The organism is Tumebacillus sp. BK434, assembly GCF_004340785.1.
Lineage (GTDB): Bacteria > Bacillota > Bacilli > Tumebacillales > Tumebacillaceae > Tumebacillus_A.
The window spans coordinates 272,726-285,445 of record NZ_SLXS01000003.1 but is presented as its reverse complement, the minus strand read 5'-3'; the positions used below and the strand labels follow the sequence as shown (position 1 = coordinate 285,445).

Here is a 12,720-nt window from a genome sequence, read left to right as displayed (position 1 = left end):
GCAGCTGCACACGCATGAAAAGCCGCCGGGCACAAGACTCGGCGGCTTTTGCTTTAGGAATTCGATTTGGGGTACGGTTTGCGTCGCGAGTACTTGCGCGCCACGTTGTTGATCAGCAAAAAGGCGCAGAAGATCCACGCATACCCGGTCAGCCCCATCAGCCAGTAGGGGAGCGCGCCGCCCTGGAGTTTGATCCGCATGGCAAACGACGTGCTCACGACCAGCAGCAAGAACGACAGGAACGTGATCAGCCGGCCCAGTTGGCGCCGACGCGCTCCGTTCATCTCGGAACCTCGTTCGCTGCTCCCTGCAGCTTCTGCTGCAGCGCTGCCAGGTCGTCAGCCAGCGGCGCGGTCAGCTCGATCTTCTCGCCGCTTACGGGATGCGAAAACGAGACTCGCACGGCGTGCAGGGCTTGGCGCTTGATCAGGTGCAGCCCGACCCGCCCGTACTGGCGGTCGCCGAGCACCGGGTGGCCGAGGTGGGTCATGTGGACGCGGATCTGGTGCGTGCGCCCCGTCTCCAGCTCCAACTGCAGGAGTGTCGCCGTGTCAAAGCGCTCGACCACTTCATAGCGGGTCAAAGCGAATTCGCCGGCGTTCGGGCGCACGGCGCGCAGGTTCGGGTTCTGCTTATGCTTGCCGATCGGCGCGTCGATCTGGCCGCGCTCTTCGGAGAGAGTGCCGTCGACAAAGGCCAGATATTCGCGCTTCAGCTCCCGTTCGCGCAGCTGGCGGTCGAGGTGCTGGTGGGCAAACGCCGTCTTCGCCACCACCAGCACGCCCGACGTGTCGCGGTCGATGCGGTGCACGGGGCGCACTTTCGCCTGCAAACCCTGCTGCAAAAAATGCCAGGTCAGCCCGTGCGACAGCGTTTCCGTCTGCGCCGGCCCGGTCGGATGCACCAGCACAAAAGGCGGCTTGTTGAGCACGATCAAATGCTCGTCTTCAAATAAGATCGCGAGCGGCATCTCGACCGGCTGCAGCCCGGCTTCCTCTGTAAACGACATGGCAGCGCGGATCACGTCGCCCTCTTTGACGACGCGGCCGAGAAACGCCGGCTTTTGATTGAGCTGCACGCCTTTGGTGCGGGTCAGCTTCTGGATCATGCGCCGCGAGATGGAGAGTGTGCCCGTCAAGATCTCCTCCACCGTCCGGCCCGCTTCTTCCGCGGTCACCTTGTGGGCGGTCCATTTCCGTTCTGACATGAATTGTGCCTCCGTTCCGTTGTTTCACCGTAGTATTCCCTTTGTATCACAGTCCACGCGTTCTGCAAAGCGTGCAGACAAAAAGAGCAGCCCCGAAAGGCTGCCCGATTTGCGGTGTGAGACTACTGCTTTTTCTTCTGTTTGAAAGTGTGGCACATGGTAGCGGCACTGTTTTGCGCGTAATCCTTGTGCACACCTTCGCCGACTTCGCCAAATTCTGTGGAGAAGTCGCGATTTGCATGGGCGTCGATTTCCACCAGAATGGAATCGGCGACGCAAGCGCCGCCTTTTGCCCAGTATTCACAGTTGCTTACCGAACAGCGTACTTCCGGCATCCACATGCACTCCTTTCAAAATGGGGTCTGGGCTTAGTATGGCTTTCCGCTTTTCCCAAAACCGTGTCAAGTTTTGGTGCCCATTTTCTTTTTGACTTTAACGCATAACTGCGCATGGGCGGTGACGCATCCTCTTGCGGGACGAGGGCAGAGATTGGTAATCTGAAAATGAAATGTTTTGAAAATGGTTTCCCGACAAATGGGAACCTGTCAATGAGGGAAGTCTACTTTTCGAGAGACCTTTTATAGTAGGGGGAATATGGAAATGGCAGAACAAATGGACTTTTTACCGCTTCGTCATGTCGATTTTGTAGAGTTTTATGTAGGGAACGCGAAACAGGCGGCCTACTACCTCGCCGGCGCGTATGGCTTCAAGCCGGTCGCGTACAAAGGTCTTGAGACGGGCTCCCGTGACCGCGTTTCTTATTTGATGCAGTCGGGCGACATCAACATCGTCCTCACCGGCACCCTGGTGCAGGACAACGAGATCGCAGAGCACGTGAAAGTGCACGGCGACGGCGTCAAAGACATCGCGATGCGCGTCGACGATGCAGCGGCCGCGTACCAAGAGGCGATCAAGCGCGGCGCGAAATCTGCGTTCGAACCGAAAGAAATCTCCGATGAAAACGGCACCGTCAAACTGGCGGCGATCTATACTTATGGCGAGACCCTGCATACATTTGTCGAGCGCGACAACTACAAAGGCATCTTCCTGCCGGGCTTCCAAGCCTACACCGGCAAGATGCCGGTCAACGACACCGGCCTCGTCGCCTGCGACCACATCGTCGGCAACGTGGAAGAAGGCAAGATGAACGAATGGATGGACTACTATGCGCAGGTGTTGGGCTTCACCCAACTGATCTCCTTCGACGACAACGACATCTCCACCGAATACACGGCGCTGATGTCGAAAGTGATGCAAAACGGCACTGGCCGCATCAAGTTCCCGATCAACGAGCCGGCGCAAGGCAAGAAGAAATCGCAGATCGAAGAGTACCTCGACTTCTACAACGGTCCGGGCGCACAGCACATGGCGCTGCTCACCCATGACATCATCGAAACGGTTGCGAAACTGCGCGAGAACGGCGTCGAGTTCCTCAACGTTCCGGACACCTACTACGAAGACCTGAAGAGCCGCGTCGGCGAGATCGACGAGGAGATCGAAGAGATCAAGAAGCTGAACCTGCTCGTCGACCGTGACGAAGACGGCTACCTGCTCCAGATCTTCACCAAGCCGATCATGGACCGCCCGACCTTCTTCTTTGAGATCATCCAGCGCAAAGGCGCGAAGAGCTTCGGCAAAGGCAACTTCAAGGCGCTGTTCGAAGCGATCGAGCGCGAACAAGAGCGTCGCGGCACCCTGTAATGAAACTCGTATCGTATCTGCACAAAGAATTGGGCGAACGGGCGGGGTATCTGCAGCACGATCATGTGCTCGACCTCGCGCTCGCCGAGTCTTGGGCGCAGGAGCAAGGACGTTGTGCGATGCAACGTCCTCTTCCTGTCACGATGGCCGGGATATTGGAAGCGGAAGGCAGCGGGCTGGACCGGGCGCGCGCCATCGCCGAAGCGACCGCAGAAACGCCGGCAGCCGAACTTCCTTTTGCCCTGCCGCTCTCGGAAGCGCATCTGCTGGCGCCGCTGCCCCGTCCGCGCTCGTTCCGCGACTTCTATGCGTTTGAAGAGCATGTGAAGACGGCACGGGGCCGCCGCGGGCTCGACATGGTGCCGGAGTGGTACGACTTTCCGGTGTTTTATTTCTCCAACCACAACGCGTTTGTCGGCCCCGATGCGGACGTCGAGTGCCCGGCGTATACCGAATGGCTCGACTATGAGCTGGAGATCGCCTGCGTGATCGGCAAGACGGGGCGCGACATCAAGCCGGAAGAGGCGGCGGCGCACATCGCTGGGTTTGCCGTGCTCAACGACTGGTCGGCCCGCGACGTGCAGCGCGAAGAGGTGAAGGTGGGCCTGGGCCCGGCGAAAGGCAAGGACTTTGCCACGTCGATGGGCCCGTACCTGCTGACGCTCGACGAGCTGGAGGACGTGCGCGACGGCGACCGCTGGCAGCTGACGATGACGGCGAAAGTGAATGGACAGGAGTTGTCGCGCGGCAATTTCGGCACGATCTACTTCTCCTTCGCGGAGCTGATCGCCCGTGCTTCGGACGGTGTGACGCTCTATCCAGGCGATGTGATCGGCTCGGGCACGGTCGGCACCGGCTGCATTCTCGAGCTCGGCACCGAGGTACACCGCTGGCTTGTGCCCGGTGACGTGGTGGAACTGGAAATCGAACGGCTCGGGGTCTTGAAGAACCGGGTAAAATAGACGAACTTGAATCCAGAGAGGAGGCAGAAGCTGTGCCGTTTTATCATAAACTGGGCCAAGTGCCGGCGAAACGCCACACGCAGTTCCGCCAGGCTGACGGCTCCTTGTACCGCGAACAGCTGATGTCGACGAAAGGCTTTTCCGACATCTATTCGCTGACGTATCACATCAATCCGCCGACGCAAGTGACGCGGGTCGAGAAGATTCGTGACATCGTGATCGAAAAAGAAGAGCAGGGCGCGCTGAAGCATCGCCACTTCCTGGCGCACCGCGCTGAGCTCTCCGGCGACCCGATCGATTCCCGCCAAGTGCTGATGTTCAACAGCGACGTGTCGCTGGCGATCTCCAAGCCGACCGCAGCGATGGATTACTACTATCGCAACTCCGACTGTGACGAAGTCTTGTTCGTCCACGAAGGCGAAGGCGTGCTGGAGACGATCTTCGGCAACCTGACCTACGGCAAAGGGGACTACCTCGTCATCCCGGTCGGCACGACCTACCGCGTGGTGATGAACACCCCGAGCCGCTTTTTCGTGATCGAGTCGGCGTCGATGATCAAAGTGCCGCGCCGCTACCGCAATGAGCACGGGCAGCTCGAAGAGCATGCGCCGTTCTACGAGCGCGACATCCGTCCGCCGTCTGAGCTGATCACCCACGATGAAAAAGGCGAGTTCGAAGTCCGCGTCAAATCGCGTGACATGCTGCACTCGTACATTTTCGACTTCCATCCGCTCGACGTGGCGGGCTGGGACGGCTACCTGTTCCCGTACGCATTCAACATCGGGGACTTCGAGCCGATCACCGGGCGTCTGCACCAGCCGCCGCCGGTGCATCAGACCTTCCAGGCCGAAGGGTTTGTCATCTGCTCGTTCGTGCCGCGCCTGTACGATTACCATCCGCTGGCGATTCCGGCGCCGTACTACCACTCGAACATCGAGTCGGACGAAGTCTTGTACTACGTCGACGGCAACTTTATGAGCCGCAAAGGCATCGAAGAAGGCTCGGTCACCCTGCATCCGATGGGCATCCCGCACGGCCCGCATCCGGGCACGATCGAAGCGTCGATCGGCAAAAAGGAAACCAACGAGCTGGCCGTGATGGTCGACACGTTCAAGCCGCTCCATATCGCCAAAGCTGCGCATAAGGTGGAAGACGAGAACTACATGTACTCCTGGCTGCCACCGAAAGCGTAAAGAAAGAGAGGAACCTTCTATGCAACTCGATCCGGCAACACTCTCTTGGGAAGCTGCTTACAAATACCTGAACGGGGCGATCCTGCCGCGTCCAATCGCTTTTGTCTCCACGGTCGATGAAGCAGGGAACACCAACCTCGCGCCGTTCTCCTTCTTCACCGCGGTGGCGGCGAATCCGCTGACGATCTGCTTTTCCGTCATGCGCCGCGGCACCGACGGTGAGAAGAAGGACACCTTGGTCAACATTGAGCACACCAAGGAATTTGTCGTCAACATCGTCTCCGAATCGTTCGCCAACCAGATGAACGCGACGGCTGCCGAATTCCCGCACGGCGTCTCCGAGTTCGCCGAGTCGGGCCTGACGCCTGCGCCGAGCACGGTCGTCAAAGCGCCGCGCGTCAAGGAGTCGCTGGTCAATTTCGAATGCAAACTGACCGAGATCGTACACATCGGCGAAGGCAAAGGCGCCGGGTCGCTGGTGATCGGACAGGTCGTGCAGGTGCACGTCGACGATGAGATTCATTTTGACGGCAAGATCGACACCGCAAAACTCCAGCCGATCGGACGTCTCGCCGGGGCCGACTATGTGCGCGTCACCGATACGTTTGAAATGGTGCGGAAAAAATAGTACGCTAAACAAGGCAACCTGTCTGCTCAGGTTGCCTTGTCCTTTGCGAAGGGAGGCTTACATAAGATGTCAGATCTGTACTACGCGACCTTTGCGGTCGAAGCGGTCGGGCCGATGCAGGCGCGGTTTGCCGACATGGACAAGCGTGACGGATTTGAGATTTCGCTTGGGATGTACAAGGCCAATCTCGGACCGGTGACGCGCGAAGTATTTTTGCAATACGCAGAGCGTTTTGCAGGAGAAGTGCTGGAACCGGCACAATCGGAAGGGGAAGACGCGAAATGACGAAACTGATCATCACGCTGCTTCTGCCGCTGCTTGCGGTGGTGTGGCTGTTTTATGTGATCAAGCGCAAGGCGAAATACCAGCAGGCGGTGGACAGCATCGGCGCGATGCTGATCTATTGGATCGTCGGGTTCCTCGTGACCTGGCTGTTTGCGACCTACCTCGGCCTGTACCTGTACGGGCTGGCGCAGGCAGGCGATGTCGGCGGCGGCGCGAAAGTGCTGTTTGTGCTCAGCGTCTATGTCGGCGGCTTGTGGGGCGCGTTGCTGCCGTACCGGGCGTATGCGCGGTCGAACAAGGACAGCGTGTGGATTTGGCTTGGCAGCGCGTTTTTGTACAGCGTGCTGTTCTACCTGTCGACGATGTTTGTGCGCTAACCGATTTTTGTTCGATTATTATTAAATTTCTGTCTATTTATGTTGAAAGACCGAAAATTATGTCGTATAATGTTCTTGGGGGATGCACTTATTTAAAGCAGTGAAGCAGCGAATTACGAGCTGCCACGGGAGAGCGGGTGCCGGTACCCGGGGGGGACGGCGCTTGGGGAAGCGCCGGAAATGCGGGCATTCGCTCTCGGCAGCAGTGTGGCTTGTCAGGAATCGGAAAATGATTTAGAATCAAGAGAGAGAGATCGAGGAAAATACTCGATACAGAGAGCTGAAAAAGAGAGCAACAAGAAAGCTCAACAAGAAAGCTCAACAAGAAAGCTCGCATCGAATTGGATTGCTGACAGCCTTACAACTGAGAACCGTCTCGCATAACTGGCGGAAACGTGGAGTGTACCACGAGGGAGTGCGAGAGGAACAAACATAGCCGACCGCCTGGGCACCTTTGGATTATATCCAAGGCTCAGGGCGGTTTTGTCTTTTTCTGAGCCGAGCATCGTCAGGATAGAGAGGGAGGCGTGTTGAGATGGTATTTGAGGAGTGTTACGGGGAGCGGGTGACCTGCCCGCACTGTGAAGCGAACGGAGCAGCTTTTGAGGAGATCGCGACGTCGGAAGGCAGTTTTGAAGACGTGCCGTGGCAAGCTTCGTCCTGCTTGAAGTGCGGGGCGGATCTGCTGTACAAGCGGGTGCGCGACTTGGAAGCGGTCACATCCCTGTGGCTGGCCGACCTGAGTGGAGAGCCGTTGCGCCGCTACGTGATCTTTCCAGAGCCGGGCGGCCGCCGCGTCCTCTGGCGCATGTTCGTCGAGGACCCCTTGCATACATTTCTGGCCCGCCAAGGCTTCTACGACCGCTATCTGCGCCCCGTCCTGCCCGTCAAACGCGCCGCAAACGGCCCGACTGTCGTTCCAGCTGCTGTGAAACAGGCCGGAGGGAAGAAGTAGCACCAACTGACCTGTCCTGCACCTCGCGTTGGCACCGGACGGCGGAAGGAATACTTGGCCGCCTGTCAGACCGTGCCGGCCATCGATTCAGAAGGTGTCGCTGTGACACGCGGGAAACGAAAGCTCGATAAAAAGCCCTTGTCCTGTATACATACAGGCAAGGGCTTTTTGTTAGGAGTGCAGGGGTGCGCCGCTATCGTTTCTATTTGAAGTCTTTCCAGTTCTGCTTGGAGTTCTTGAGCAGGTATTCGAAGTTGTTTTCGAGCGCTTTCTGCTCTTTTTCGCGGCGGGAGATCTCCGCTTGGCGGCGCTGTTCGTCTTGGGCGCGCTCCTGCTCTTTCATCTCGGAGGACTTGGCTTGCAACTTCTTCAGCATCTCCGGATTGAGCATGTCTTTGAGCGTGGTGCCTTTTTCTTTCGGCAGGTCGCCTTTGCCGACGCGGTAGTTGTCCAGCGGGTCGCGCTGGGCGGCAGATTGACCGCTGTTTTTCGGTTTGCTTTTGCCTTTTTTCATCTTTTTCACCTTCTCCTTCAGATGGCCGCGGGCGCGCAGCTCTTCCAGCACCCGCTGTTTGTCACTGTCTTCGCAGACGATGAAAATCTCTTGGATCGCTTCGGTCGTTTTCGCCAGCAGCTTGAGCCCCGTATCGGTGAAATATTGAAACGTCAGCTCTTCGGTCTCCGACTTGTGCGGCGAGATGACGCCGGTGATCACCGAGCGCACCTGCGGGATCGCGCCCAACTCCTCCAGCACCTTCTCATAGCCGCCGATGATCGTGTGCATCTTCTTGACTTTGTTCTCGCGGTGGCGGTGCTTGCGGCTCACTGTCCGCCCCCTTGCTCCGGATCGACCAGCATCGCAAACGGGTACGCTTCTTCCAGCCGCACCCCGTTCAGATAGCCCCATGCCATCACGCCGTCCGTCCGCGTCACTTCGAAGCGGTCGTTCGAGTCGATGATCGTGTAGGTCTTGCCGATCTTGATCAGATCTTTGTCCATCGTATACGAAAGCGCCAAATAATATTTACGCTCCAGCACGTCCAGTTCCTCGTAGCGGTGCTCCGCCAAGGCGCGGTGCCCTTCGTCCTGCAGGCGCTTCATCTCCGCCGCCAGCTCCTCCGCGCTCATATCCCGGTACAGTTTCGCCATCGTTTTCTGTGTCTCCTTTTGCAAACTCCTGTCGATCTTTCCATTATACACATTTCCTCCATTTTCCGTCTTCCGTGCAAATCTTCGCAATGTTAGCATCGAATGGGGGGAATGACAGATGAGAAAATGGATGATTTGGCTTAGCAGCGTGCTTGGCGTGCTCGTCTTGGGGCTGTTTCTTGCGTTTGTTTTTGTCCAGCATGAACAGACCCGGATCCAAAACGCAGAGCCCGGCCTAACTGAAGAACAAAAAGCGTACTGGGACGCTTTGAGCGCACACCAGCTCAAGTTTAAGTTGCGTTATGACAACACAGAAAAACTGATGAAGACCCAGCCTGATTCGGAAGAGCTGTTCCAAAGTGTCGAAGATACCTTGGCGCTGACCCGGGAAGTGAAATTCATCCGCTATCCGGACGAATACGAAGAGTTCCACTTGGGCTACATGGAAGTCATGGCCCGTTTTGAAAACGTCTACAGCTACATGGAAGCATATCTCTACGGCGAAACGGAAGACGACCCGCAAGCGTTCGCCGCTGAGTTGAACCGAATGACGGTGCAAGCAAACTGGGCGTACGCAAAATTGAGCAAGCTGCAAAAGAAGACGTATCTGGAAAGCGGCGAAGACCTGCATGACGACCGCTGACCGCTGCGATTCACCGAAACCTCCGCTTACCGGGCGGAGGTTTTTTCATCGAGTCATTTGACAGTTCATGCCGAACTCTGCGATGATTTAGGGAAGACAGTCAGAGGAGGAGACGCAGATGGGGAACCGTGACAACAAGAAGACGTGGCTGGGCTGGCTCAGCGCGGTCGTGATCGTCGGTGCGGTCGCGTTTACCGGCGGCTATTATTTTTCCAAGCAATCGGAGCCGGTCTCGCAGCCGGTGAACGAAGAGCCGGCCAAGCAGACACCCGACCCAACACCGACTCCGCAGCCGGAACAAACGCCAGACCCAACCCCGACGCCCACACCGCAGCCGTCCGATCCGGGCACGCCGCAAACGCCGGCACCGGCAGGCGATGTGATCGCGATCAACGCCTACGATGGCAGCGGCTCGCTCGACATCCGCAGCCGCGGTTTGGAAAACGGCGCGTTCCGCTTGAAGAACATCGACTGGTCGGACACGAGCCGCACCTTATACGTCTCGGCCGACATGCGCGCGTTTGAAGGCGTGGCCTATTTTCGCGTCAAAGATGAAAACGGCACCCTGCTCGAACCGGAAAGCGTGCTGCGGGCCACCCAAGGCGCCCCGGCCTGGAGCCCGGTACAGGCGCAGGTCCCGCTGGTCGACGAGTACCGGGGCAAAGTCCTCGTCGTCGAATTCTACGCGAAGAGCGCCAAAGACGGCTCGCGCATCAACATCCTGCCTCTGAAGATCAAACCGGAATAGCCTGACCTGTAAGGAGGAACACCATGCAGCCCAAACCACACTTAGCTCTCGTCACCGGCGTCGAAGCGGCCGAACAGCTCAAACAGTTCCCCGCGCCCGTCGCGACCGGGCTCTTTCATATTCCGAACCAGCTGACCTGGCCGCTGCTCGTGCCTCAAGGCGGTCTCCAGATCACCTTGGAGCCGGACAACAAAGACAAACAGCTCACCTACGGCCTCGTCACCGGCCTGATCGCCTTTGAAGAGAACTTCTATCTCGTCGGCCGCGTCGATTACGCGTATGGCGAGGGAGAGCACACGACCTATTTCCATCTCGACTGGGCGCAGGACCGCACGCTGATCGAGTCGATCGCCGAACTCGGCATTCTCGGGCTGACCGACAAGATGCCGCCCAAGCTGTCCGGCAAAGACGAGATGGTCGAGCATCTCACCCGCGTCACGACGTTCGTCTGCCAGTTTGACGCGACCGAACTGCACCGCCTGAAGATCCAGATGATCCGCATGCAAGAGCAAGCCAAAACGACCCGCCACTAGCTGGCGGGTCTTTTCATGGCTCCGGCGTCAAAGACGGCGTATGGGTCAGCGACGTCCCGGCCTCTTTGGACGCTTCGATGAAGATCGTCGTCGTTTCGCCGATCACGACATGTTTGACTGTGATCGACACGACGTGGTCGGTGATGCGGAATTGGCGTTCGTTCAGGAATTCGATAAAAATGTCGGGGTTCTCTTCGAACAGCTTGATGTTGCTGCCGACCAGCCGTTTCAAGCGTTTTTTGACTTCTTTTTGCACGGCGAGCTTGATGAACTCGTCGGGCGAGGCGACGACGATGACGCTGATCTTCTGGATCTTGCGCACGTTCGACTTTTCGATCGTGCTGAGCTTGGCCTGCAGTTTCTCATTGTCTTCCTTGAGCTGGGCGATCTGCGTCTGGCGCTCGGTCAAGCGCAGGTACAGCAGATCGAGGTCATGCCCGCTGAGCGTGAGCAGCACCGCCGAGCCGAACAGGGCGCCAACCCCGAAGGTGGCGAGAAACTGGCGGGTTCTCATTTGATTTCACCGACCATCCACTTGATGAGAAAATAGCCGACATTGCAGCCGAGAAACGCCGCGACGATATAGCACAGCTGCTTGACGGGGGCGCCAAACTGCCCGCCGAGCACGCCGGTCTCCAGTACTTTCAAAGCGTCCATCGTGCCGCCGAGTGCGGCGACGAGCGCCCAGATTTTCAATTTTTCCGCCATGTCCACCATCTCGGTCATCGGCGGCCGATGCGTGAGAAACGCGCCCATCGCCCCGAACACCGAGCCGCCGAGCACGATCCCGAGCGCTACAAAAAAGTCGAGGATGACCGTACTCAAAAATCCCACTGCCCCTCACTCCTCGTCCCATGTCCTTCCTTGATACCTATGCGAAAAAGGGGACAGACATGCGATTGTAAACAAACGGGCGTAGGAGAGCGGGACAGTCTGTGATAAAATGGTATCTGCATACTGGGAACGATTTGGAAAAAGAAGGGGTTTCTATGTCACAATACATGCGGGTCCTCTGGGCCATGTTTTACAAATTTTTAGGGGCGGGGCTGGTCTTTGTCACCGCCGTGATGACCGCCAACTATATCGGGCCGCAAGGGCGGGGATTTTTATCCTCGGTGACGAACAACCTCGCCGTCTACTCACCGGTCGTCGGGTCGTATTCGGAGTATATCCCGTACGGCATTAACAAGCGTAGACAACCGCCTTCCGATGTGTTTACGACGGCGCTATTTTACTGCTTTCTGTTCGTTCTGGCGCTCTTTGTGGCAGCGCTCGCAGTAACACCGTTATTCTGGGACGACCTGATGAATCTCGTGCCGTCTGAGCAGATGACCTGGTGGATTGCAGGTCTTGCCGGTCCGTTTGCTTTGTTCCACGTCTTTGTAACGCGGCTGATCCTCGGGCTCAACGAGCTGGAGTGGTTAAACCGCCTGAACACGCTGCAATCGCTGCTGGCGATTCCGTTGTTTTTTCTGGCGCTGACGTTGCCCGACGAACAGAACGAGAAAGTGGTCTGGTCTTTTTTTGCTTGGTTGGCCTCCTATATCGTGACCGCTTCCATCTCGGCGATCGTCGCCGTCAAAAAAGGAAAAGTCAGCCTCGTGCCCAAGCCGGTAAAAGGACTGAGCAAGGAAATCTTCAGGTATGGCAACCAATTGGCCGGCAGTCGGCTGTTGACGCAGCTCAACTACCGGATCGACTACTTCTTCGTGCTCTATCTGATCGGTGTCGAGTCGGCGGGCATCTATTCCGTGGCCGTCACGGTGGCCGACATGCTCTTGTTCGTGTCCATGTCCTTGTTGCAGGTCGTGGTGACCCGTGTCTCCTCTTTGGAGGAAAAAGACTCCTCACTGCTGACCGCACGCACGTTCCGGCATACCGCCGTGATCCTGTTTTTCTCGCTGATTCTGTTTTACTTGGTGATGCCGTACGTGATACGCTACGCCTTTGGTGAAAAATTCGAGCCGTCGCTCGCGCCGTATTACATCTTGCTGCCGGGCGTCGCCTTGTTGGGACTGGCGCAGGTCTTGACCAATTTCTTCACCAACCAGCTCGGGCAGCCGAAAGTGCTGATCCGGCTGGAGGCAGTCTCGATCCTTTCGAACGTCATCCTCTCGCTTTTGTTCTTCGGCGTCTTCCACATGGGCGCGGCCGGGATGGCGCTGGCCAAGACGAGCGGTTTTGCGATCATCTTCCTGATCGCGATCATCTACTTCTGCCGGGCGACGGGCTATCCGTTCTGGAAGATGTTTGTCCTGCAGCAAGATGAGATTCAGCAGTACAAGAACCTGATCGGCAAAGTCGCAGGCAAACTGCGCCGGAAATGAAAAAAGTCCCTT

18 protein-coding genes and 1 riboswitch are annotated in these 12,720 nt (G+C 57.5%); of the genes, 11 read left to right on the top strand and 7 right to left on the bottom strand.

Annotated features, from left to right (window positions below; genetic code table 11):
• Positions 1-53: 53 nt before the first annotated feature.
• The 3 genes from EV586_RS09665 to EV586_RS09655 all read right to left on the bottom strand — a co-directional run bounded on the left by EV586_RS09665 (position 54) and on the right by EV586_RS09655 (position 1,542).
• Entirely contained in the window at positions 54-284 is a 231-nt protein-coding gene (locus EV586_RS09665; protein ID WP_132944892.1) for a hypothetical protein, read from the bottom strand.
• Positions 281-1,207, bottom strand: coding sequence for an RluA family pseudouridine synthase (locus EV586_RS09660; protein ID WP_132944891.1), 927 nt, complete (start codon positions 1,205-1,207; stop codon positions 281-283). Before EV586_RS09660 ends, EV586_RS09665 begins: the two co-directional genes overlap by 4 nt.
• 122 nt (positions 1,208-1,329) lie before the next feature.
• Complete coding sequence (locus tag EV586_RS09655) at positions 1,330-1,542, bottom strand: DUF1540 domain-containing protein (protein ID WP_132944890.1); 213 nt, start codon at positions 1,540-1,542, stop codon at positions 1,330-1,332.
• A gap of 259 nt (positions 1,543-1,801) precedes the next feature.
• Between EV586_RS09655 and hppD the strand changes: the two genes are divergently transcribed.
• The 7 genes from hppD (at position 1,802) to EV586_RS09620 (ending at position 7,308) form a co-directional block, all read left to right on the top strand.
• Positions 1,802-2,908: a 4-hydroxyphenylpyruvate dioxygenase gene (hppD, locus tag EV586_RS09650; protein WP_132944889.1), complete on the top strand. Its 1,107-nt coding sequence runs from the start codon at positions 1,802-1,804 to the stop codon at positions 2,906-2,908.
• Entirely contained in the window at positions 2,908-3,870 is a 963-nt protein-coding gene (locus EV586_RS09645; protein WP_132944888.1) for a fumarylacetoacetate hydrolase family protein, read from the top strand. Before hppD ends, EV586_RS09645 begins: the two co-directional genes overlap by 1 nt.
• Before the next feature lie 32 nt (positions 3,871-3,902).
• Positions 3,903-5,063 (top strand): homogentisate 1,2-dioxygenase, encoded by a 1,161-nt coding sequence (locus EV586_RS09640; protein ID WP_132944887.1) that lies wholly within the window; start codon positions 3,903-3,905, stop codon positions 5,061-5,063.
• Positions 5,064-5,082: 19 nt separating this feature from the next.
• Positions 5,083-5,691 carry a flavin reductase family protein gene (locus EV586_RS09635; protein ID WP_132944886.1) on the top strand — a complete coding sequence of 203 codons (609 nt, stop codon included), beginning with the start codon at positions 5,083-5,085 and terminating at the stop codon, positions 5,689-5,691.
• Between the two features lie 66 nt (positions 5,692-5,757).
• Positions 5,758-5,976: a hypothetical protein gene (locus EV586_RS09630; RefSeq protein WP_132944885.1), complete on the top strand. Its 219-nt coding sequence runs from the start codon at positions 5,758-5,760 to the stop codon at positions 5,974-5,976.
• Complete coding sequence (locus EV586_RS09625) at positions 5,973-6,353, top strand: hypothetical protein (protein WP_132944884.1); 381 nt, start codon at positions 5,973-5,975, stop codon at positions 6,351-6,353. Before EV586_RS09630 ends, EV586_RS09625 begins: the two co-directional genes overlap by 4 nt.
• A gap of 370 nt (positions 6,354-6,723) precedes the next feature.
• A riboswitch (ZMP/ZTP riboswitch) is annotated at positions 6,724-6,810 on the top strand.
• Positions 6,811-6,888: 78 nt separating this feature from the next.
• A complete protein-coding gene (locus EV586_RS09620; RefSeq protein ID WP_132944883.1) occupies positions 6,889-7,308 on the top strand; it encodes a hypothetical protein in 420 nt (139 codons plus the stop codon).
• A gap of 202 nt (positions 7,309-7,510) precedes the next feature.
• On the opposite strand, the gene EV586_RS09615 is transcribed toward EV586_RS09620, so the two are convergent.
• Positions 7,511-8,134, bottom strand: a complete 624-nt coding sequence (locus EV586_RS09615) for a DUF3886 domain-containing protein (RefSeq protein ID WP_165898489.1) — start codon at positions 8,132-8,134, stop codon at positions 7,511-7,513.
• Complete coding sequence (locus tag EV586_RS09610; protein ID WP_165898487.1) at positions 8,131-8,457, bottom strand: DUF1811 family protein; 327 nt, start codon at positions 8,455-8,457, stop codon at positions 8,131-8,133. Before EV586_RS09610 ends, EV586_RS09615 begins: the two co-directional genes overlap by 4 nt.
• Before the next feature lie 118 nt (positions 8,458-8,575).
• On the opposite strand from EV586_RS09610, the gene EV586_RS09605 reads away from it, so the two are divergent.
• The 3 genes from EV586_RS09605 (at position 8,576) to EV586_RS09595 (ending at position 10,381) form a co-directional block, all read left to right on the top strand.
• A complete protein-coding gene (locus EV586_RS09605; RefSeq protein ID WP_132944880.1) occupies positions 8,576-9,100 on the top strand; it encodes a hypothetical protein in 525 nt (174 codons plus the stop codon).
• Between the two features lie 118 nt (positions 9,101-9,218).
• Positions 9,219-9,848: a Gmad2 immunoglobulin-like domain-containing protein gene (locus EV586_RS09600; protein WP_132944879.1), complete on the top strand. Its 630-nt coding sequence runs from the start codon at positions 9,219-9,221 to the stop codon at positions 9,846-9,848.
• Positions 9,849-9,871: 23 nt separating this feature from the next.
• Positions 9,872-10,381, top strand: coding sequence for a hypothetical protein (locus tag EV586_RS09595; RefSeq protein WP_132944878.1), 510 nt, complete (start codon positions 9,872-9,874; stop codon positions 10,379-10,381).
• A gap of 13 nt (positions 10,382-10,394) precedes the next feature.
• On the opposite strand, the gene EV586_RS09590 is transcribed toward EV586_RS09595, so the two are convergent.
• Positions 10,395-10,895: a sporulation membrane protein YtrI gene (locus EV586_RS09590; protein WP_132944877.1), complete on the bottom strand. Its 501-nt coding sequence runs from the start codon at positions 10,893-10,895 to the stop codon at positions 10,395-10,397.
• Complete coding sequence (locus tag EV586_RS09585; RefSeq protein ID WP_132944876.1) at positions 10,892-11,215, bottom strand: YtrH family sporulation protein; 324 nt, start codon at positions 11,213-11,215, stop codon at positions 10,892-10,894. Before EV586_RS09585 ends, EV586_RS09590 begins: the two co-directional genes overlap by 4 nt.
• 155 nt (positions 11,216-11,370) lie before the next feature.
• Here EV586_RS09585 and EV586_RS09580 point away from each other — a divergent pair, with 155 nt between their 5' ends.
• Entirely contained in the window at positions 11,371-12,708 is a 1,338-nt protein-coding gene (locus EV586_RS09580; protein ID WP_132944875.1) for an oligosaccharide flippase family protein, read from the top strand.
• Positions 12,709-12,720: the final 12 nt, after the last annotated feature.